The organism is uncultured Shewanella sp. (assembly GCF_947495455.1).
GTDB lineage: Bacteria > Pseudomonadota > Gammaproteobacteria > Enterobacterales > Shewanellaceae > Shewanella.
In genome coordinates this window covers 23185-43365 of record NZ_CANLZC010000030.1, presented here as the reverse complement: position 1 = coordinate 43365, position 20181 = coordinate 23185, and the positions used below count along the sequence as shown (strand labels likewise).

19 protein-coding genes are annotated in these 20181 nt (G+C 42.1%); 6 read left to right on the top strand and 13 right to left on the bottom strand.

Annotated elements, in window-relative coordinates:
* The first annotated feature begins 51 nt into the window (after positions 1–51).
* Entirely contained in the window at positions 52–1092 is a 1041-nt protein-coding gene (locus Q0791_RS10310) for a kelch repeat-containing protein (protein WP_299005743.1), read from the top strand.
* Positions 1093–1304: 212 nt separating this feature from the next.
* On the opposite strand, the gene Q0791_RS10305 is transcribed toward Q0791_RS10310, so the two are convergent.
* Positions 1305–1829, bottom strand: a complete 525-nt coding sequence (locus Q0791_RS10305; RefSeq protein ID WP_299005740.1) for a hypothetical protein — start codon at positions 1827–1829, stop codon at positions 1305–1307.
* 475 nt (positions 1830–2304) lie between these two features.
* On the opposite strand from Q0791_RS10305, the gene Q0791_RS10300 reads away from it, so the two are divergent.
* The 3 genes from Q0791_RS10300 (at position 2305) to Q0791_RS10290 (ending at position 4728) form a co-directional block, all read left to right on the top strand.
* Complete coding sequence (locus Q0791_RS10300) at positions 2305–3099, top strand: YdcF family protein (RefSeq protein ID WP_299005737.1); 795 nt, start codon at positions 2305–2307, stop codon at positions 3097–3099.
* A 344-nt stretch (positions 3100–3443) separates the two neighbouring features.
* On the top strand, positions 3444–4253 hold the full coding sequence (locus tag Q0791_RS10295; protein ID WP_299005734.1) for a sulfite exporter TauE/SafE family protein: 810 nt from the start codon (positions 3444–3446) through the stop codon (positions 4251–4253).
* A 154-nt stretch (positions 4254–4407) separates the two neighbouring features.
* Entirely contained in the window at positions 4408–4728 is a 321-nt protein-coding gene (locus Q0791_RS10290) for a VOC family protein (protein WP_299005731.1), read from the top strand.
* A 179-nt stretch (positions 4729–4907) separates the two neighbouring features.
* Here Q0791_RS10290 and Q0791_RS10285 read toward each other — a convergent pair whose 3' ends face one another.
* The 3 genes from Q0791_RS10285 to Q0791_RS10275 form a co-directional block, all read right to left on the bottom strand.
* Positions 4908–6011: a phosphoribosylaminoimidazolesuccinocarboxamide synthase gene (locus Q0791_RS10285; protein ID WP_299005729.1), complete on the bottom strand. Its 1104-nt coding sequence runs from the start codon at positions 6009–6011 to the stop codon at positions 4908–4910.
* A 209-nt stretch (positions 6012–6220) separates the two neighbouring features.
* Positions 6221–6703: a hypothetical protein gene (locus Q0791_RS10280; protein ID WP_299005727.1), complete on the bottom strand. Its 483-nt coding sequence runs from the start codon at positions 6701–6703 to the stop codon at positions 6221–6223.
* 57 nt (positions 6704–6760) lie between these two features.
* Entirely contained in the window at positions 6761–7414 is a 654-nt protein-coding gene (locus tag Q0791_RS10275) for a Coq4 family protein (protein WP_299005725.1), read from the bottom strand.
* Positions 7415–7667: 253 nt separating this feature from the next.
* Between Q0791_RS10275 and Q0791_RS10270 the strand changes: the two genes are divergently transcribed.
* On the top strand, positions 7668–8768 hold the full coding sequence (locus Q0791_RS10270) for a YHYH protein (RefSeq protein ID WP_299005723.1): 1101 nt from the start codon (positions 7668–7670) through the stop codon (positions 8766–8768).
* A gap of 96 nt (positions 8769–8864) precedes the next feature.
* Here the strand turns inward: Q0791_RS10270 and hisIE are convergent, their stop codons facing one another.
* The 8 genes from hisIE to hisG all read right to left on the bottom strand — a co-directional run bounded on the left by hisIE (position 8865) and on the right by hisG (position 16285).
* Positions 8865–9491, bottom strand: coding sequence for a bifunctional phosphoribosyl-AMP cyclohydrolase/phosphoribosyl-ATP diphosphatase HisIE (gene hisIE / locus Q0791_RS10265; RefSeq protein ID WP_299005721.1), 627 nt, complete (start codon positions 9489–9491; stop codon positions 8865–8867).
* Positions 9492–9586: 95 nt separating this feature from the next.
* The gene (gene hisF / locus Q0791_RS10260; protein ID WP_299005719.1) at positions 9587–10360 is read right to left on the bottom strand and encodes an imidazole glycerol phosphate synthase subunit HisF; all 774 of its coding nucleotides are present in this window, start codon (positions 10358–10360) and stop codon (positions 9587–9589) included.
* Positions 10354–11109 (bottom strand): 1-(5-phosphoribosyl)-5-[(5-phosphoribosylamino)methylideneamino]imidazole-4-carboxamide isomerase, encoded by a 756-nt coding sequence (hisA, locus tag Q0791_RS10255; protein WP_299005716.1) that lies wholly within the window; start codon positions 11107–11109, stop codon positions 10354–10356. The genes hisF and hisA overlap by 7 nt, the downstream gene beginning before the upstream one ends.
* The gene (gene hisH, locus Q0791_RS10250) at positions 11106–11801 is read right to left on the bottom strand and encodes an imidazole glycerol phosphate synthase subunit HisH (protein WP_299005713.1); all 696 of its coding nucleotides are present in this window, start codon (positions 11799–11801) and stop codon (positions 11106–11108) included. The genes hisA and hisH overlap by 4 nt, the downstream gene beginning before the upstream one ends.
* Positions 11798–12865, bottom strand: a complete 1068-nt coding sequence (gene hisB / locus Q0791_RS10245) for a bifunctional histidinol-phosphatase/imidazoleglycerol-phosphate dehydratase HisB (RefSeq protein ID WP_299005711.1) — start codon at positions 12863–12865, stop codon at positions 11798–11800. The genes hisH and hisB overlap by 4 nt, the downstream gene beginning before the upstream one ends.
* Positions 12866–12913: 48 nt before the next feature.
* On the bottom strand, positions 12914–13996 hold the full coding sequence (gene hisC / locus Q0791_RS10240) for a histidinol-phosphate transaminase (RefSeq protein WP_299005708.1): 1083 nt from the start codon (positions 13994–13996) through the stop codon (positions 12914–12916).
* 80 nt (positions 13997–14076) lie between these two features.
* Entirely contained in the window at positions 14077–15381 is a 1305-nt protein-coding gene (hisD, locus tag Q0791_RS10235) for a histidinol dehydrogenase (RefSeq protein WP_299005705.1), read from the bottom strand.
* A 4-nt stretch (positions 15382–15385) separates the two neighbouring features.
* Positions 15386–16285 (bottom strand): ATP phosphoribosyltransferase, encoded by a 900-nt coding sequence (gene hisG, locus Q0791_RS10230; protein ID WP_299005702.1) that lies wholly within the window; start codon positions 16283–16285, stop codon positions 15386–15388.
* 565 nt (positions 16286–16850) lie between these two features.
* Between hisG and Q0791_RS10225 the strand changes: the two genes are divergently transcribed.
* The gene (locus Q0791_RS10225) at positions 16851–18776 is read left to right on the top strand and encodes an ATP-dependent DNA helicase (protein ID WP_299005699.1); all 1926 of its coding nucleotides are present in this window, start codon (positions 16851–16853) and stop codon (positions 18774–18776) included.
* 13 nt (positions 18777–18789) lie between these two features.
* On the opposite strand, the gene Q0791_RS10220 is transcribed toward Q0791_RS10225, so the two are convergent.
* Entirely contained in the window at positions 18790–20163 is a 1374-nt protein-coding gene (locus Q0791_RS10220; RefSeq protein ID WP_299005696.1) for a metallophosphoesterase, read from the bottom strand.
* Between the last annotated feature and the right edge of the window lie 18 nt (positions 20164–20181).

The window sequence follows — 20181 nt, the reverse complement described above, 5'->3', positions numbered from 1 at the left end:
CATTGAGTGCGGGTTTCAACCGATTTTAAATAATAGACGTTAGAGGGATTGATGGGAATAACCAGAAGACAATTTATTCAATCTGTTGGGGCGACTTCTATTTTAGGAATAGACTCCTTCAGTATTTCTCAGGTACTCGCTATGCCATTAAATTATGTTTGGCGCACAGGTGCTGAGCTGGCAACCCCAATTCAGGAAATTTATCCAGCTGTTTTTGATGGTGAGATATTTGTCGGCGGCGGCTTCGTTCCAAAGACAGACTCTATATTTTATGGGTTATCTCCTACGACTAACATTTATATATACAACCCTCACACTCAAACTTGGCGTCTTGGCCCTGTATTACCTGAAGCACGGCATCATCTTGGCATGGTCTCTAATAATCGATTTTTATATGGAATGGGTGGATTTTACGGAGTCAAAGGTAATGCATGGCAAATAAAAGATACAGTACTCAGGCTGACTAAAAAAAGTCATGAGTGGGAAGATGGCCCCTCTTTACCTATGCCAATGGCTGAATCTATTTATGCCTCAATAAAAGACAATATCCATGTTGTTGGTGGAAAAACGTTAGATCAGAATGCTAAAAAAAGTGTTGATCTAGCTCGTCATTTTGTGTTGGTTGATAACAATAAATGGGAAGAGGCTGCTCCAGCAAGTGTTTCTCGAAGCTCTGCGACCAGTGCCGTATTAAATGACAACCTTTATGTTATAGGTGGTCGGCAATATGGAAAACTTTCCAGAAATTTAGGATATGCGGAAGTTTATGATGAAAAAATCGATAAATGGAAGAGCATTTCTCCTTTGCCAGTTCCTCTAGCAGGGCTTGCTGCAACCGTATTAAATGGAAAGATCTTTGTGACAGGTGGCGAGGCGTTCGGGTCTAATGGTCATTGGAAAACAGGTAGGGTGTTTCAGCAAGTATGGGTCTATGATCCTGATCGGGATTTATGGGAAAGGGAGAGGGATATGCCTGAAGCTAGACACGGGCACGGCTCTGTGACAATAAATGACTCGATATATGTTATTGGCGGAGGATCTAAGGTGGGTCCTCAGGGCACGAGGGCCTCACTCTTAGTGTTTAGTCAGTAGCCTGATGTGTTGGTTTCTTGTCTTATAACAGCATGACTCTAACATTGTTGAACTAACATTGTTGAATTTACAGTGATGCAATACGTTACCGTAAGAGTTTAAGATATTTTTGTTTCCACTCACCTTCAAGTGACGTACTGAGGTCATTTCAAAGTCGTGTTTTTATTTTGGCATTAACGAGGAGGCCACTGTCTCCTCGTTAATGCTGATAACTATTCAACTACATAACAGGCTTTAACGAGCCCAACGGCGGGATCGCCAAAGTGCTGATTGATGCATTCGACAGAGTCAGTATAGGTTTTATAAATCCAGCGGTTGTCGATACCATATTTGATGACTTTTGTTCCCTCGAAAGTGCAGTAACTGCCATAGGATTCGGTTGCACAATATTGCCACTTCACATCGATACAGTTAGCATAGGCATAGTTATTATCATTATTAGGATTATCAACTGTGCAACTCCAGCCAATGGCGGGGGCATTTTCCTCACAATCTAAAGTCTCGGCTGAACAAATGGGATGGCTTTTTATCACATGACTTGAACCTGAACATCCTCCTCCCGTTGCAAGTTTTCCTACCGCACAAAAAGTTTGAATGTTTGACCCTAAGCCCATGGATTTGGCGACCATGACACCGTCAAAAGCCAATGTAGCGGGGGCTGATAAGATGAAACTGGTTAATAAAAGGGTTTTTACTGCGCTTTCTGTTCGATATTGTGTTCGATATTGTTTTCCCATTGTGCTTTCCTTATTTAGCTGAGATGAGAAGAGGCTAATCTTGTTTTCGACTCAATAAGTAAAGCAGATTAAACTAGGGCCTGTTGAACTTTGGTGATGGTTTCTGCAGCAGTTTGTGTGTTCTTAGGTTGGTGATGAAACGTATTCAATGCTCGTTGATGCCGACGTGGAAAGAGGAAAGAGGAAAGAGGAAAGAGGAGGGCGGAATGAGAGACTGAAACCTCGAGCCTTCAAATGCGATTATGCTTGCTTGATTGGTGGGAGTGTTAATCTGGCTTAAGTCCGTTGCACAGGCTGACAGGATTAATAGCGATAAAAGGATGATTGAGCATGCCAAATGAAGTGTATACGCTATATACCTATGACGGATCTCTTTCACTTATTATGTGGAGTGTTCTTCTAGGGTAGATGAAGAATTGACTAAAGATTATTTATTAAGCGTTATTTATAAAGGGTTATTGATTAAGGGTATTTCATGAGTTTGCTGCTTATCATTTTACTGTGTTTGATATTACTTGCCTCTATACTTGGTTGGCGAAAAATTCGTTTTGGGTTGGCCATTTTGGCATTGGTGTTATTTATTTTGGTGGGCAGTGGGATTGCCCCGAGATATTTATTAAATGACTTACAACAAGACTATCAAGTGAAACCGAATGTAAAGTGGCGTGAGAATAATGTCATTATTTTATTGGGGGCGGGTACGATTAAGCTAGCTTCCTCTGATGTTGAGCCGCCTTTTTTTGCTTATGGTCGCATCATTGAAACGGCAATTCAATATAAGCGTTGTGATAAAACAAAGGGGGCTTGTTGGGTGATAGTCAGCGGCGGCGATCCTTTGCATTTTGGTGAAGCTGAAGCCAAAGTTTACAAACATTGGTTAGTCGCTTTGGGCGTACCAGAGAAGATGATAATCCTTGAACCTAATAGTATGAATACTTGGCAAAATGCTGAATTTACTCGACGTATTTTAGAGTCAGATCATGATTTTGTTCATTTTAATCAGAAAAATAGTCAACTGATCTTGGTGACTTCGGCATTACATTTGCGCCGTAGTGAACAATATTTCAATCATTTTGGTATCGATGCCATTCCAATGCGGGGAGATTATGTCACAGTGTCACCTTATTGGTTGCCCAGTGCATATCAGTTTACATTAATGGATTTTGCTTTACATGAGTATGTAGGCGCTCTGCGTTATCATGTCTATAACGCCATGGGATGGAACATTTCCCCCAAGAAAGGTGTTTTTACGGAAAAATTAGCGGAATAAATGCATGGACACAATCCGTTTGATAACTTGCTACTGAGTCTTGTTTAGCGACTATACCCAAACCACTTGAAGATGCAGGATTCAGCTGGAATTAAAACATTTTTAGGCAAGGCATTGAGTTGATAGTTTAGTTGTTCTAAGTTGATACTCAATAACGCAGTATAAAAGTGTTTTAAACCAGCCCTTTTGGAGTCTGTAAAAACGCTAACTTCTGCGTTGTATGACCTTACAAGGCAATGAGCATTCTTTCACTCATACGCCTTGAACTAAGCCTTTTTATGAGCTCTGAAAACATGCACTTTCAAGTGGATTGGGTATATAATCATATGTAATGTTTAATTAAAATGATGGGTACTATGTTACTCGATTGGCCATTATTTATTAGTGAATGTGTGGTGATTGGGAGTGTTGCAGGCCTGATATACGGCGTATTTGGTGGTGGTTCTGGCCTCGCATTAGTGCCAGGATTTTATTATCTTTTACGCCATTTTACTTTAATAGACGTATTTCAAATGCAAGTGGCGATTGCCAGTTGTGGTGCTACGGCAATGCTACTGGGTATTTCAGCAGTCTATCTCCATTGGCGTCAAGGTAATATTCGTGTCGATTTGATAAAGAGGATGCTGCCAGGGTTATTTATCGGGAGTGTGGTGGCAATTGCATTGCTGAATGTGATGGCAAGCAGTGTTGTAAAGCATATTTTTTCAGTGGTGGTGATTTTATTGGGTGTGTGGTTTTGGCAATATCAACAAGAAACTGATAGGGCTAAGTGGTCATTATTGTCTGCTTATCACCATTTTTTGACATTTTTACAAGGTCTTTTATGGTTTTTAATGGGGATCCCGGTTTTCACTGTGCCTTATTTGAGCAAGTGTGATGTGCCTTTAAGAGCAGCAATTGGCTGTGGCGCTTTTTTTGGTGTCTCTCTTTCGATAACGGGAGCCTTGATGTTTATTGTTACTGGCTGGACTCGTTTTGAGCATGTCCCCGGACAGTTGGGGTTTATTAATCTTTATTTGGTGAGTTTTACTGTGCTGCCGAGTGCAATTATGGCTGGATTGGGCGTTAAATTGGGCGGCGCTATTCCCCAAATGCATTTACAAAAACTGTATGCTGGATTGGTCTTAATTGTTGGTGTTGTCATGTTGTTTTAAGTTTAATGTTTTTAGTGTTTCATTAGTGTTGCTAATAATGGTTTTTTTAAATTAAAAACGTGATGTGTTGCGTGAACATGACTTGTAATAATGTTTTCTATTTAAAAAGAAGCGTAGAATTATAATCGTTTTATGATTTAATGGGGGCTTCGTGATGAAAAGGTTTCATGTGGCACTTGCAGTGAAAGATATCGATGAGTCTATTCTTTTTTATAGTCAAAAAATAGGCTGTGAACCTGAGGTGGTGGTTCCGAGAGAATATGCTCTTTGGCGCACAGAAATGTTGAATTTTTCGATTCGATTGACATCAGATCAGGCAGAAAGACCTATTCGTCATTTAGGGTGGGAAGATCCCAAAGCCACTGGCTTTATTTGTGAAACAGATATTAATGGCGTGCACTGGGAGGAATTTTCACAAGCCAATCAGCATGATGAAATTTTGTCTCATTGGCCTGATGTCGTATTTGATGGCTAAAGTGATCGACTACTTAGGTATTGTTGCTTTTTTCATTACGGCTGCTCATGGAAGGCACTGATTTATTGCGTGTGTTAATCCCTCTATCGCTTTCTCGATAATAAAGTCTAATATAGTCAATGAATTTATATTGTACTCTGAAGGGGAGAATGAAATCGTCCTTCAGAGCCAATATCATTTTAGTCAATAAGCTGATACTCATTTTTTAGAATATCAATGATTTCTTGCTTTGGATTCTGGCTGATGGATAATCGTTTACCTACAATTTTTTCGGCAATTTGGATATAGGTATCAGAAACCATCATCATGATTTCTTGAGGTAATGGATTGTCTGCGGCCAGTGCCAAGCGCTCTTGCATACGATTTTTGTTGAGGAGAATATCGGGATCAGGGAAATGATTGAGCAACCATTGTCTAAAGCCTTCTTTGGATTGCTCGATGATTTTGCCTTGTGAAAAGGCATTACCTTCCCAGATCCTTGAACTATCAGGTGTTCCCACTTCATCCATATAGATAAGTTTATCATTGCCTTGAGTATCTTTAACGTAGCCAAATTCAAATTTGGTATCGACAAAAATTTCATTTTGTTCAGCCAATGCGTTACTGATCACCTCAAAACCTTCTTTTAATAGCTTTTCATACAGATCGACATCTTGTTCATTATTAAAATTAAATCCGTCTAAGTGACGTAAAATATCAGCTCGAGAGACATTCACATCATCGGCTTCAGGAACGCCTTCAAGGCCAGTTAATATGCCTTTAGTGGAGGGGGTGATGAGCAGCTCAGGCATTTTTTGATCTTTATTCAGTCCCTCGGGCAAGGTGATCCCACAAAAATTCCGCTCACCTTGACTGTAACTGCGCCACATGGATCCTGTAATATATTGTCTCGCGATGGCTTCTATCATGACTGGACGTGCTTTTTGAACTATCCATACGAGAGGATGTGGAATATCTAGAATATGGCTATCTGCTAAGCCTTTTTCTTTAAATAGCGTGAACCAATGATTTGAAATGGCGTTTAATGCCATGCCTTTTCCCGGTACACCATTTAATCCATCTTCGCCTCTCCAAATACAATCAAAGGCAGAAATACGATCGCTGATGACCATGATAGCCAGAGGCGTATCGGCAGGGACATCGTAGCCTTTTTCGTTAATTAAACGGGCACTGTCACTGTCAGTTAACCAATAAACACTACGAACCTTTCCTGAATGGACAGGTTTTTCGGTACGAATAGGAAGATTATCATTAACAACTAATACTTTATCTGCAAGGCTCATTGAGGGATACCTATCATGAAAAGAGTGGGCTTAATGTGCAGCGGATTGTAGCAGAAGTTGACTGGTGCAACATCATAATCCTGAATGAAATAGCCTCCAAAAAAACAGAGTTCTCAATAGGAAGATAATGCTAATTGGCGATTTTGTTTAAAGGGAAGAGATGGATACTTATTTAGACTTATAAACAGCAAATTGAACGATCTTCTTTATTAAATTTTGTTCAAGGCTTTGATATGGAGTTTGATATTAAATCGGCAGGTTAGCTGAGGTTTATGATTTTTAATACAAAAGCCGTTTATGATAAAATCATGTGTCTTGCTTTGAGTGTGTCTTGCTGTCGCAAAACATTCTGTTAGTTTGCGTTTATTGAGTTTTAAAGATAAATACAAGTGACCTTGCGCTTTTCGATAGAAGTGACTGCTAAAAGATTGAGTGATGACTTGATACTGTTTTAATATTGGTTTGAAGAAAAGGTATAAGTAAATATAAGGTAAGGCTTCAGCCTTTATGACCTGAGCACCAAAGTAGATACTTTGATAATAATTTTTATTAATGCGTTTATTGGGCAGTTTAGCCACAATTTTATGCTGATCCGTTACAATGAGCTGAAATTTTATTTTAGACAGCAAGGGCAGAATAAAAAAGAATAACAGTTTGAGTTTGATTTCAGTCCAAAATACTTTCCATTTCATGGTATTGGCCTATCAGTCTAGTTTACGGGGATAGGATAAACTTACTCATCCCGTTTATTACAATTTGATGTTGAGTTGCGCTCTGACGTGTTCAGCTTTTTCTTCATACAAGGTTTCCCAATTGATATGAAAGACCTTCTTTGCCGCTTTACCTATGATGCGGCCTTTGATGAACTCTTCAATAACTTGGCTGACGCGATGAGGATGGTTTAAGCTGCACCATATTAAACCGGCGCAGACATTAATGACAGGGCTTAAATAATAGGGGTGCTGTATTGAGCTAAACCCCGCAATGCGGGCTTCTGAGTGAAATTTAGTATCGACATCAAGCAGGACATGATAAATGTCATGGGTGACGACAAGTCGATTGACAATATAGGCATAATCATTATTGTCATTGTTATGATGCGTAAAGAGTGGGGTGGTTTGAGCATGTAAGTAAAGCTGGTGACCAAAGCTGTCTTTGGGTAAGTGTTTTAATTTTTTCAAATCTATGGTGACTGGTGTTCTTTCTTTGACAATTTGATGGTTTTTTTTATCTGACAACACGTCAACTAAGTGTAATTTACGACAAATAGGGTAGGAATGTGCCAACTTATATAAAAGCAAGGTGGCGTACTTATTTTGCACTGATATGAAGATATAATATATCACTGCTATTTGACTGATTTTTCGTTTAAGAAGCACTTTTGCTTTTTTGATTAATCGCATGTTTACTCCTTTCATACCCTTAATCACTTTAATGTCAATTAAACACTTGTCGTTCTATTCAAAGAGCACCTGCTGCGATATAACACAACGAATAATATGGGTTAATGGAATTATTATAGAGGGATTGAAGTTGGCTTTAGTATGAAAAAAGTATGGTAAAAGAATTAATTTAAGCGTGTTTCTAAGGGGTTTGGTCTTAGTAGTATGAGATTTCGTCTATGATCAACACAGGCTTATTTCAAAAGGGAGCTTGATGATGTCTTTTCCACATTCAGTGACTTATTTTTTATTATGCTCAATATCGGTTATTTATACGCCTTTGAGCCTTGCTCATGATGCTCAACATCCCCTTGCGATCACATCGAGTTTATCAATGGATGAACAAGCTGCTCGTTTGAGTCAATTTTTTGATAAAGAAGTGATTGTCAGTGGTCCGAAAGTGGTGGATTGTACTTTGTCAGGTGGGGCTAAGACTCAGTGCCTGCAAATTGAGGTGCAATCCGTCACTGATCATGAACAAGGTCCTTGGTGTCCGAATACAGTGAATGAGGGGATCCAAAAAGGCGGTATGATGTTTTATGACGGAGAAGTCTATGGCATTGATGGGGGCTTTATCAAAAACCTTGCTCAATTTTTTAATGATGATCAATGGCAACTTTTCAATCCAAAGACAGGTGTGGTTAACGTCACGAGAACGAAAAAAGCCTGCGCCGCTGCCGCTAAACCCGATGTGGAAGATGAATATCGAAATTATTGTGTGCAATGTCAAGTCAGTTATATGGGAAATGCCTTAACAACGACTTATATTATTCCCATTAAACCCGTTATTGATAAGGGATTGCAAAGAGCGAATGAATTCACTGGCTATGGCGTAGCCTTTAATGGTGTTAAATTCGATGTGAGAGCGCCAATTGAACATATTTTGGGGGCATATACTTTGGCCCCATTTGATGCTTGTGGCGGACATGTGAACTTACATGTGGGTTATCATTATCATGCTGCTATGGGCTGCAGTACTCAGTGGCGCTCTGTTGCAACCCATGCACCTATCATAGGACTGGCAGTGGATGGGCATCTTATTTACAGTCGATTAAATGCAGACGGCCAAGAGCCTGATGATCTTGATAGCTGCCGAGGACACAGATTCGCTAACTTAGGCTATCACTACCATGTTAACTTGCCCGCTAAAAATCAAATATTAGGTTGCCTTAAAGGGCAGCAAGGTTGCGCCTTGGATCAAAAAATGATGAAGAATAAGCAAGGGGGCATGTTATGCGATGCCAGTCAAAGGCCTTTGAGGCCACTAAGACCACCGAAAGAAAGGCCACCAAAAGAAAGACCACCAAAAGAGTAGCACTCGTTCGATAATAGACAGTGTAAGCGCAGGAAAATTCAGCTCAAGTGTTATTCCTTGAGCTGATGTATTTATGGAATAGTGAATATCAGCAAGTTAGTTATCTGTCTGTGTGGCTTTGTTATGACGTTGCATCAAGTTTTGCGTAATATCACTTAAGCTTAGTTCTTGATCTTCTAGTAATACCAGTAAATGATAAAGAAGATCCGACGCTTCATTAATCAGCTCTGGTTTATCATGAGTCGCCGCGGCGAGTGCCGTTTCTAAGCCTTCTTCACCGACTTTTTGTGCGATGCGTTTGGTGCCACGTTCAAATAAATAAGCCGTGTAGCTAGTGTTAGGATCTTGACCTTTTCTTGCGGCAATAAGCTGAGATAAATTGTTAATAAAGCTGTGGCTTTCGCCGTTTTTCCAGCAGCTTTCTGTGCCTAAATGGCAGGTTGGCCCTTTGGGTAAGACTTGCACTAATAAACTGTCGTTATCACAATCTTTGTCTATGGCGATGAGCTTGAGTGTGTGGCCTGAGCTTTCGCCTTTGGTCCATAATCTTTGTTTACTGCGGCTGAAAAAAGTCACTTCTTGAGTGCTAAGGGTTTTTTCTAAAGCGGCTTTATTCATATAACCCAGCATGAGTACTTTACCGCTTAAGTGGTTTTGCACGACAGTGGGAATGAGACCATCTTGTTTGTTCCAGTCAAGTTGTGTGAGAAGCGAGTCTGTCATAATGTCATCCTATGCCCCATAAGGTTGAAGTGTCATGGGGAACTTATTGTTGTTCATTTTAATCAATGTCTTTGTTTCATTGCACTGAAGGAAAATTAACGCCTAATGGCAATACCTGCTTGCAGTAAGTATGCTTTTAGCGCTTGAATATCAATAATGGCTTTATGAAACACACTGGCGGCAAGGGCGGCATCGACATTGGCTTCAATAAACACCTCTTTAAAATGGGCCATAGTACCAGCGCCGCCTGAGGCGATAAGGGGCACATCACAGAGGCGGCGGATCATGGATAATTGCTTGAGATCGTAACCTTGTCTCACGCCATCTTGATTCATCACATTGAGCACAATTTCACCGCAGCCTTGTTTTTGCACTTCTTCTACCCAGTCTTGGGTATACCATTGGGTGTCTTTAGTGGCCGCTTCATCACCAGTGAACTGTTTGACTTTATAGCTTTGAGTCTCTTTATCAAAATAAGAGTCGATACCAATGACAATACATTGGCGACCAAATTCATTTTGCAGCCTAGCGATAAGGGAAGGATCGCTCAATGCAGGGGAGTTGATGGATATTTTATCAGCCCCATAGGCCAGTAATTGCCTCGCTTGATCTAGGCTTTTTATTCCGCCTGCAACACAAAATGGAATATCAATTTGTTCAGCGACTCGGCTTACCCAAGATTTATCAATGATCCTATCATGAGCACTGGCGGTAATATCGTAAAATACCAGTTCATCTGCGCCCTCGAAGGCATAGCGTGCTGAAAGTGGTACAATATCACCTACTATTTCGTGATTACGAAACTGTACGCCTTTAACGACTTTGCCTTCTTTAACATCCAAACATGGGACGATACGTTTTGCTAGCATGATATGTCCTCTTTCACATTGGGCCAACACTCGATGGCTTCTTTGACATCAAAGGCTTCAATGAGTAAGGCTTTGCCAATAATAATACCGCTGGCGCCGCTGTCTCTGACCGCTGCGACATCATTGAGGGTGGCAATGCCGCCAGATGCTTGCCATTGAATATGGGGATAATGCTTCGCAATATCTTTATAGAGTTCAGTATTGGCACCGCTTAAGGTACCGTCTTTACTGATGTCGGTGACGAGTGCATGCTTTAGCCCAAAGGGAGAAAATTGCTCCACAAGGGATTCCAAGGTTTTTCCGCCGCCAGACTGCCAGCCTGATACCGCGACAATTTTTTCGCCTTGTTCATTAATATTGACATCTAGGGCCAAGCAAATGGCATCGCCGCCGTATTTTTTAAGCCAAGACTGGACCAATTCAGGTTGGCTGACAGCAAGAGAGCCGATGACGACTCGGCTTACCCCTAAATTAAGTAACTCGGCGACTTGAGCTTCACTGCGAATACCGCCACCCACTTGGATTTGAGTCTGTAGGCTATCAACGAGTGTTCTAATGAGTGCGGTTTGTCGTTTACTCGGATCTTTTGCGCCAGTTAAATCGACAATATGCAGTAGATTAGCCCCTTGTGCTTGATAAGATTGTAATTGCTCTAATGGACTCAAATCAAAAGTGGTTTGTTGTGTATAATCTCCTTGATAGAGGCGCACCACTTGTCCGTCAATAAGATCAATAGCGGGAATTATCATGTGTTGGCCTCACTTGAGTTGGAAAATGCTGATGATGACAAAAAGGTATCGCTATCCATATTTAAAAAGTTGCTGAGGATCTTTGCACCAATGAGGGCACTTTTTTCAGGATGAAATTGCACGCCCATAAAGTTGTCTTTGGCGATGGCTGCACTGAAGGTCTCACCATATTGGCACTGAGCGATACTGTAGTCGCTTAATGGCGCGCGGTAGCTGTGAACAAAATAAACGTAACTGCCCACATCAATATTCGCAAATAAAGGATGGTCTGAAGGTGTGATTTGATTCCACCCCATATGAGGAAGCGGTGCGCCCTGGCTGTCCAGTTCGGCGATAGTCGTTGGAATAAGATTCAAGCAATCACATTGTTGTCCTTGTTCACCCCCTTCGCTAGACAGGGTAGTCAACATTTGCATGCCCAGACAAACCCCCAATACGGGCTGTTTAAGTGCTTTTATGACCTCGATGAGCTGTTTCTGTTCAAGGGAAGCCATAGCGGCTCCAGCACTCCCCACACCGGGCAATACGACGCGAGTCGCCGATTTAATGAGAGCGGGATCGTCTGTCACTATGATCTGGGTTCGTTCTTGTTGATTGAGTCGCTTAAACGCAAAACGCACAGAGCTGAGGTTTGCACAACCCGTATCAATAATCACTGTCGAATCGACAGGTTGAGAAGTCATTGGATTCATAACACACCTTTACTTGACGGCAAGGTGTTACCTTCAATCGTGATGGCTTGACGTAATGTACGGCCAAAAACCTTAAATAAACTCTCGACTTTATGATGATCATTGTCGCCGATTGTGGACAAGTGCAAGGTGCAGCGCAGACCGTCGGAGAGTGAGCGGAAAAAATGAGGAACCATTTCGGTTGCCATGCTGCCCACCATTTCACGTTCAAATTCACCGCTAAACTTAATAAAAGGGCGTCCAGATAAATCCAATAAACACTGGGCCTGTGCTTCATCCATGGGAATACTAAACCCAAAACGGGCAATACCGCGTTTATCTCCTAAGGCTTGACGTAGCGCATCACCTATGGCTAATGCTGTGTCTTCCACGCTGTGATGATCGTCGATTTCAAGATCGCCATCGACTTCCACATCCATTTTAAAGTGACCATGGGTCGAGATTTGATCTAACATATGATCAAAAAAACCGATCCCTGTGTCGATTTTTCCTTTTTGACAGGCATCAAGATCCACTGTGACTTTAATGTCAGTTTCTTTCGTGGTGCGCACAACCGTAGCCACGCGATGACGGCTGAGCAGTTGATCACAGATTTGCTCCCAATTGCAGGTTTGTGGGTGGTATTGTATACCTTGAATACCCATGGCATTCGCCAGTCCTAAGTCTGTTTCTCTATCACCAATCACGGCAGATTGAGTAAAATCGACTTTTCCCTGTGTTAAATAGTCTTTGACTAAGCCCAATTTAGGTTTACGGCAGCTGCAATTTTCATCATCGAAATGAGGGCAAATGAAAACATCATCAAATTGAATGCCCTGACTTTGGAGTATTTGCATCATCATGTCTTGTGGAGCATCAAAGTCATCTTTAGGGAAAGAGGGGGTGCCTAGACCGTCTTGGTTACTCACCATGACGAGACGAAAACCGGCTTTTTGCAGTGTTAATAGTGCAGGAATGACATTAGGCTCAAAGACCAGTTTCGCTAAGCTGTCCACTTGTTTATCTGTGGCAGGCTCCTCGATCAGGGTGCCATCTCTATCAATAAAAAGTATTTTCTGTTTCATGTGAGTACTTACCTTTATTTAAATCTTATCAAAAGTGTTCAATGTTAATCAGGACTCAGCAGCTGAATGGCTGGTGGCGTTGAGACATTTGAAAAAATGGATAATGCGCTGAGTTTGTTTCTCATTGGTAAAGCTAAAACGTATCTTGTTGGCCAGTCGTGGATCGCTATAGCGTCTGATCACTATGCCTGCCGACGTTAGCGCTTGTGTGACTCGCTCAATGTCATCAAATTCGGCCAGTACATAGTTGCCATAGGCGGGCAAGGTGTTGGCTCCATATTCCTTAAGCGCTTGAATTAACATTTGACCTTGGCTTTTGAGTGTATCGACTTGTTGTTGCATCATGATCAATGAAAGTGGTTGTAAGGCCTTAGTGGCGATTTGACTGACAGGCTCTGCAATAGGGTATGGCGCAATGACCCGCATGACCATATCGATAATGTCAGTATTGGCCAGTAAAAAGCCGCAGCGAGCCCCTGCAAGTGCAAAGGCTTTAGATAAGGTTCGCAGCACCACTAGATTTGGGTATTTATCAATTAAATTGCCAACGCTATATTCAGGACAAAATTCAATATAGGCTTCATCGACGACGACAATACTGTTGGGAAGGCTTTCAATGATTTCAATGAGTCTTGTTTTTTCAATAATCGTGCCTGTTGGATTATTGGGATTACAGATAAACACCAATTTAGCATCTGTGACTTGGGTAATATAATCTTGAGGTAAATCATAATCCTGAGTTAAGGACAATGTTTTTACGCCAACATTAAAGGTCGATGCACTGATGGCGTACATGCCGTAAGTTGGACCAAAAATCGCGATACTATCTTGGCTGGGAATGCAAAAAGTGCGGATCAATAATTCTATGGCCTCGTCTGCACCACGACTCACTATGAACTGTGTGGTGTCAATATTGGCATATTGGCTATAGGCTTTTAACAGTGCGGGTGGCTGACATTCTGGATAACGGTTAATATTATCAATGTCGCTGTTATTAAAAGGCGACTCATTAGCATTAATCCAAATGTCACCTTGTCCGCCGATGCGACGTGCAGATTGGTAAACTTCCAGTTCCAATAGCTCTGGGCGTGCAAGGCGCTGAGCCAAATTAAGTGAGTTGTATTGAGTCATTCTTTTTTGTCCCTCATTTTAGCCTGTTAATCGTATTGTGTATGGGTGACTTTTATTGCTAAATCGTGAGCAAATTATGGTTATAACGCATCATCTGCAATATTCATGTTTGCAAGTCTAATGGCTACGGCCTGTTTGTGCGCATCGAGCTGCTCTGCTGCTGCGAGTGTCATCACAGTGTCACTTAAATGGGCTAAGCCTTGTGGGCTGAGCTCTTGCACTGTGAAGCGGCGACAAAAATCGCTTAATGACAGACTCGATACTGTGCGGCTATGACCATATGTGGGTAAAACATGGTTGGTTCCACTGGCATAATCGCCTACAGATTCTGGCGTATAGGCACCTAAAAAAACCGATCCTGCGGCGCGAATATCTTTAAGCAGCGTGCGAGGTGATTGGGTTTGAATGATTAAGTGCTCGGGCCCATATTGATTAGACACTTGCACCGCCTCAATAAGGGTGTTGACTACGAGAGTACGGCTTTGTGCTAAGGCTTGTGTGGCAATATCGACACGAGAAAGTTGTGCTAATTGTTTATCCAGCGCAATATTTACTTGCTTGGCTAAAGTCATGCTGTCAGTGACGAGAATGACTTGAGAATCAGGCCCGTGTTCGGCTTGCGATAGTAAATCGGCGGCCACAAAGTCAGGATTGGCTTGACTATCGGCAATCACTAACACTTCGGATGGCCCTGCAGGCATATCGATACTGACAAGGGTGCGAGGATCTTGGCTAACATTACGTTTAGCTTCAGTGACAAAGCGATTTCCTGGGCCAAAGATTTTATCCACCTTAGGGACACTTTCTGTGCCAAAGGCGAGTGCGGCAATGGCTTGGGCACCACCGACTTGGTAAATCTCTTCTATGCCGCAGGCCGTTGCGGCATAAATAATGGCATCATCGATGGGAGGAGGGCTGACAAGAACCCGCTGCTGACAACCTGCAATTTTAGCCGGAAGTGCCAGCATCATGACAGTTGAAATGAGCGGTGCGCTGCCGCCAGGAATGTACAATCCCACTTTTTCAATGGCTTCAGAGCGAAGTTCACAGCGGATCCCGTTAGAGGCGATATCAATATTTTGAAACTGTTGCGCGCGATGAAAACGACTAATGTTAGTCATGGCCTGGTCAATGGCTGCTTTTAAGGTGTCATTAACATTGTCAATGGCCTGTTTGATGGTATTATCATCGAGCTTAATGCTGTCTAATGTGATCCCATCAAATGCTTGACTGTAATCAATTAAAGCTTGATCGCCTTGACTGATAACAGTATTGATAATTTGGCTTACATCTTGTTCCAGTTGCTGACTTTGTGTCATAGGCGAACGCATGAGCGCTTGGCTTCGCTGTGGATCAGATAAGGATTGCCATGTTAGGATCTGCATATGCTTACCCCATCATTTTTTCGATTGGCATGACAAGGATGGAACTGGCACCTAATTGCGTTAAGGTTTCCATGGTATCCCAAAATAGATCTTCAGTACTCACTGCGTGAACGGCGACACGATTGCTGTCATCATTAAGGGGTAAAACCGTTGGATTTTCAGCCCCTGGCAATAATGAAACAATCTCATCTAATTTATCGGTTGGCGCGTGCAGCAGAATATATTTACTTTCTTTGGCGCGGACGACGCCATTAATGCGAGACAAGATCTTATCAATTAAAGCTTGCTTATCCTCATCTTGGGTTTGTGTTGATTGAATTAAGCAGGCGGTAGAGCGATAAATCACTTCGGTCTCATATAAGCCATTCGCTTCTAGGGTCGCGCCAGTTGAGACTAAATCACAAATACCGTCTGATAGGCCTGCGCGAGGAGCAACTTCTACGGAGCCTTTAAGCATACAGTCGCGGTAATTAATGCCTTTTTCCTGCATATAGCGGCGCAGTAGGTTGGGGTAAGAGGTCGCGATGCGTAATCCTTCTAATGAACGGGCATCTTGGTAAGCAAATTCTTTGGGTACGGCTAGCGATAGGCGGCAAGCACCAAAATCCAGTTGTCTTAGCTTATTGAACAGGGCGGGTTTGCCAAGCATTTCACGTTCGATTTGTTCTTCTTCAAGCACGTTCTCGCCAATAAAGCCAAGATCAACCACGCCATCCATGACCAGACCTGGAATATCATCGTCACGGACACGCAGTAAGTCTATGGGTAAGTTGTCGGCGTGGGCGATAAGGCGCTGCTCGTTTATATTGAATTTTACACCACAACTTTTCAATAACTTAAGAGACTCCTTTGAAAGACGACCTGATTTTTGAATGGCGATACGTAAGCGTTTTGACTCAGACATAATACATTCCTATAAACTTGATAATTCAGTGTTAAATTAAATTTTCATACAATAAAAGGCATGTTAATCGCTTTTTATTTGTCCCTTAAAACGAAAAAACCCTCAGAATGTCTTCTGAGGGTTTTTAACGTATTAATCAACCGCCAGAAGGGATCATTCCTTCGGCAGTGAGCTTCCGAAGGCTACCGCTGATGATGGTGATGATGGATAGTGTGTGAAAGCTGTGTCATGTTTAATTCTCTTATCTAGCGGCTCGCTCAACGCATTAGTGAACGCACCTAAATGGGTTCATGCTGAGGCGATGTAAAAAGGGGCACAAGAAACAAAATGTCAAGCGCTTCGCGTCAGCGTTAATTTAAAGTAGTCACTTTTTCTGATGATTGCAACAACTAATTTCCGCTTATGAAGAAATAGGGAATTTAGCGAGTTTATGGGGTCAAAACATTTAAAAATAAGCATTTTAAATTACCATTAAGAAACAATTACGTTACAAGTGTCGTGCTTGTGCTACGCCTGTAGATCAGGATAATAGGTTTTTTGCTGTTCACTGAGAGTATTCACTGTTTTGACCCGTCAACTTACAAAGCGAAGTCTTGCCGTTTTTGCTAAAGCCGGCTTGCTTGATCAACATATTGCAAATTATCGTGTGAGAGATGCTCAGTGCAAGATGACAGAAGCGGTCAGTGGCGCGTTAAAGGGGACAGCCCCTTTAGTGGTGGAGGCGGGAACTGGTATAGGAAAAACCTTTGCTTATTTAGTTCCCGCTTTACTCAGTGGTCAACAAGTGATTGTGAGTACGGGAACAAAAACGCTGCAAGAGCAGCTTGTTTATCAAGACATTCCGGCTTTGCTGACAATACTAAAATTAACCCCTAAAGTGGCGTTATTAAAGGGACGAAGTAATTATCTCTGTCAATTAAAGTTATCTGAGCTATTGAGGGATCCGCAGTTTATTCCGCCTGAACAATTGGATGATATTCTGCGGATCCATCAATGGGCGAATAAAACCAAAGACGGTGATTTTGGTGGGCTAGCGGCTGTCTCAGAGTCATCCCCGTCTTTGGAGAAAGTGCGCAGTCAAAAAGAGGGGTGTACAGGACAAGCCTGTCAGTATTTTGATGTGTGTTTTACGCGTAAAGCTCGTTTGCGCACACTTGATGCCAAAATCATTGTGGTTAACCATCATTTATTTTTTGCTGATAGGTTACTACAAGAGGCCACGCTTAATACTTTATTGCCTCGGGCCGAGGTGGTTATTTTTGATGAGGCACATTTGTTACCTGATATCATTTTTGCGTACTTAGGTCAGCAATTATCAATGAGTTATTTGGCTCGGTTACTTAATTTGATTGCACATATTCAGCGCCAAACTCTTGGAGACACGGCCCAAATAGCCCGTTTAGCCATGGCGTGCTCAGAAGCGTCATCGAATTGGCAAAAATCAGTCTGGCAGCATGGCATTACCGAGGGAGAACACTTGATGTCAGATAAAGCGTTAGCTCTGTTAGCAGGACGGCTATTAGATACGCTGAGTGAATTAAAGGCATTGCTTGCTAGGCATGAAGAGCGCAGTTATGCTTTGGATAATCAAGCGAAAAAGCTCTGCTTATTTGATGGTAAATTGCGTTCTTTTTTTGACGCTAACCACCCTCAATTATTGTACCGTATTGAGTGCTCAAAGCCTGATCTCAGGTTAACCATGGCCCCAAAGAATATGGCCGAGGAATGTCAAAAAATCTTTAATGAACAAACCCGCTGGGTATTTACCTCTGCGACCTTGCAGATGAGTCAAACATTGGATGTATTTTGTCAATCTTTAGGGGTAATTAATGCTCAGAAACTCTTGCTAGAAAGCCCTTTTAATTACCAAGAACAAGCGATATTTTGTGTGCCTCGTCATTTGGCTAATGTGAACAACGAAATGGCTGCTGTGCGGCAGATGCGGGGTATTTGCACTAAGGCTATTCAAGCTGCGAAAGGACGGACCTTTATTTTATTAACGAGTCATCGCATGTTGGCGCAGCTGGCACAAGCACTTTATTCTAGTGTCGATTACCCGATTTTGGTACAAGGGCAGGACAGTAAACAGGGGTTACTTAAAAAATTTAGACAGTTAGGCAATGCCGTTTTGTTGGGAACCGGTGCTTTTTGGGAAGGTGTTGATGTAAAAGGTAAAGGATTAAGTTGCGTGATCATTGAGCGTTTGCCTTTTGTGTCTCCTGAGGATCCTGTTTTCCGTACTCGAGTACAAACCATGAGTCATGCCGCTCACGATCCTTTTACAGATATTGCCCTTCCTCAAGCCATTATATCGTTAAATCAAGGCGTGGGTAGGCTTATTCGTGATGAAAAAGATCGTGGAGTCTTGATATTATGTGATAATCGTATTGTTAATCGAGATTATGGGCAGGCTTTTTTACATTCTTTACCGCCCATGGCACGTACGCGTGATCTCGATAAAGCCCTCCTATTTTTATCAAAAATAAAATAGGGGAATATCATTGTTATTCACAAAAAAGTTGCTTTTCTTCCAACAGGCACGCTTCGAGTTCCCGACCTTCCACATCGCGAAAGCTTAAACGCCAATTATCTTTTTCATCGCTTTCCATGACGATAAAGCCATATTGATATAAGACTTTTGATTGCTTGATGGCCATGTTATCGATTTGAGCAGCTTTAGGGGTGCGTGAGACAAGCATATTTCCGCCATTTCCTGCGATGACTTGAATAGGGCGGTTTCCGTCAAAGTCCAGTATTTCTGCTAAATGAATATGGCCACTGATAATTAAGTTAATGAAGTCAGACAGGGAAGATTTTTTTACCGCAGTTTGTAATTCTGGTGTTTGCTTAGTGATGCTGGTGCCAGTATCGCTGGCGCCAAATCCCCAAAATGGCCGATGGCTTAATAACCATGCGGGCTTATTATATTGAGGCGCTAATGTGTTTAATTGCTGTACAAAAGTAGAGGCTAAGGATTTTTTTTGTTCATCGATGACATCGGCACTGTCGATGATACCCAGTTGTAGCTTTGCTAAGTTAACAAACCAAGGAGGTGTATTGCGCTGACAGGTATTAGGTTGTGAGCGAGGAGAGAGAAACCGAAACCAGCCTATGCCTGCTTTGTCACAGCCTTCATGGTTACCCCGTAAAAATATAAAGGGAGCCGTTTTTAACATCGGCGCTGCTGGTTGAAACCAATCAGCATCCCATGTAGATTGATTGTGGCCAAAGGGGCTACCACTGCAGCCGCCATTTCCTTTGGGGCAAGCGACTTCACGATAAATATAATCACCAGTATGAATAATGAGATCTGGGTTATATTCTGCTATTTTGGTGGCGATATGGGCAAAGGGCCACACACTGGTATTATTACAGGCTTGATAGTGTTGCTGCCCTCCAGAAAGTCGACAACCTGTATCACCGATCAGGACAATGCGCTTAGGCTCAGAGATTGCAGGTGTCAGTACAATATCTTGTAACGTGATGATATTGGCATTTTCTGGAATATGGGCACTGCAGACTCGTGTAGGAAAGTTAGTGGTGGGTTTAGTACGTACTTGCATACTTAACGTTAGGCCATCAACGTTGACATGGGGGCAAGGATTCCGGCTTTGGGAATTTAATTGATTGTTTTGTTCAGATAATAAGGCATTAACTTTAGCGGTGACCGTTTCATTTGTATCGGTATCTTCAAGCTCAGTGTTGGACTGTAACGTGTCGATTTGTGTAGAGATGAGGGCGCGAACTTCTAACCCTTCTGCTGTATATTGTAGCCAAGCTGAGGTTGTGAGGGTTTCAGAAACAGCGACAGATTGCCATAGGATTAAAAAAGGCAATATGAATAATGTGTAACGTTTGATAAAGATCATGTTTGGCATAAACACCTTCCTTGTATC

Coding starts and splice junctions, on each gene's coding strand:
- Q0791_RS10310 (WP_299005743.1), top strand. CDS start 52: ATGGGAATAACCAGAAGACAATTTATTCAATCTGTTGGGGCGACTTCT.
- Q0791_RS10305 (WP_299005740.1), bottom strand. CDS start 1,829: ATGGGAAAACAATATCGAACACAATATCGAACAGAAAGCGCAGTAAAA.
- Q0791_RS10300 (WP_299005737.1), top strand. CDS start 2,305: ATGAGTTTGCTGCTTATCATTTTACTGTGTTTGATATTACTTGCCTCT.
- Q0791_RS10295 (WP_299005734.1), top strand. CDS start 3,444: ATGATGGGTACTATGTTACTCGATTGGCCATTATTTATTAGTGAATGT.
- Q0791_RS10290 (WP_299005731.1), top strand. CDS start 4,408: ATGAAAAGGTTTCATGTGGCACTTGCAGTGAAAGATATCGATGAGTCT.
- Q0791_RS10285 (WP_299005729.1), bottom strand. CDS start 6,011: ATGAGCCTTGCAGATAAAGTATTAGTTGTTAATGATAATCTTCCTATT.
- Q0791_RS10280 (WP_299005727.1), bottom strand. CDS start 6,703: ATGAAATGGAAAGTATTTTGGACTGAAATCAAACTCAAACTGTTATTC.
- Q0791_RS10275 (WP_299005725.1), bottom strand. CDS start 7,414: ATGCGATTAATCAAAAAAGCAAAAGTGCTTCTTAAACGAAAAATCAGT.
- Q0791_RS10270 (WP_299005723.1), top strand. CDS start 7,668: ATGATGTCTTTTCCACATTCAGTGACTTATTTTTTATTATGCTCAATA.
- hisIE (WP_299005721.1), bottom strand. CDS start 9,491: ATGACAGACTCGCTTCTCACACAACTTGACTGGAACAAACAAGATGGT.
- hisF (WP_299005719.1), bottom strand. CDS start 10,360: ATGCTAGCAAAACGTATCGTCCCATGTTTGGATGTTAAAGAAGGCAAA.
- hisA (WP_299005716.1), bottom strand. CDS start 11,109: ATGATAATTCCCGCTATTGATCTTATTGACGGACAAGTGGTGCGCCTC.
- hisH (WP_299005713.1), bottom strand. CDS start 11,801: ATGAATCCAATGACTTCTCAACCTGTCGATTCGACAGTGATTATTGAT.
- hisB (WP_299005711.1), bottom strand. CDS start 12,865: ATGAAACAGAAAATACTTTTTATTGATAGAGATGGCACCCTGATCGAG.
- hisC (WP_299005708.1), bottom strand. CDS start 13,996: ATGACTCAATACAACTCACTTAATTTGGCTCAGCGCCTTGCACGCCCA.
- hisD (WP_299005705.1), bottom strand. CDS start 15,381: ATGCAGATCCTAACATGGCAATCCTTATCTGATCCACAGCGAAGCCAA.
- hisG (WP_299005702.1), bottom strand. CDS start 16,285: ATGTCTGAGTCAAAACGCTTACGTATCGCCATTCAAAAATCAGGTCGT.
- Q0791_RS10220 (WP_299005696.1), bottom strand. CDS start 20,163: ATGCCAAACATGATCTTTATCAAACGTTACACATTATTCATATTGCCT.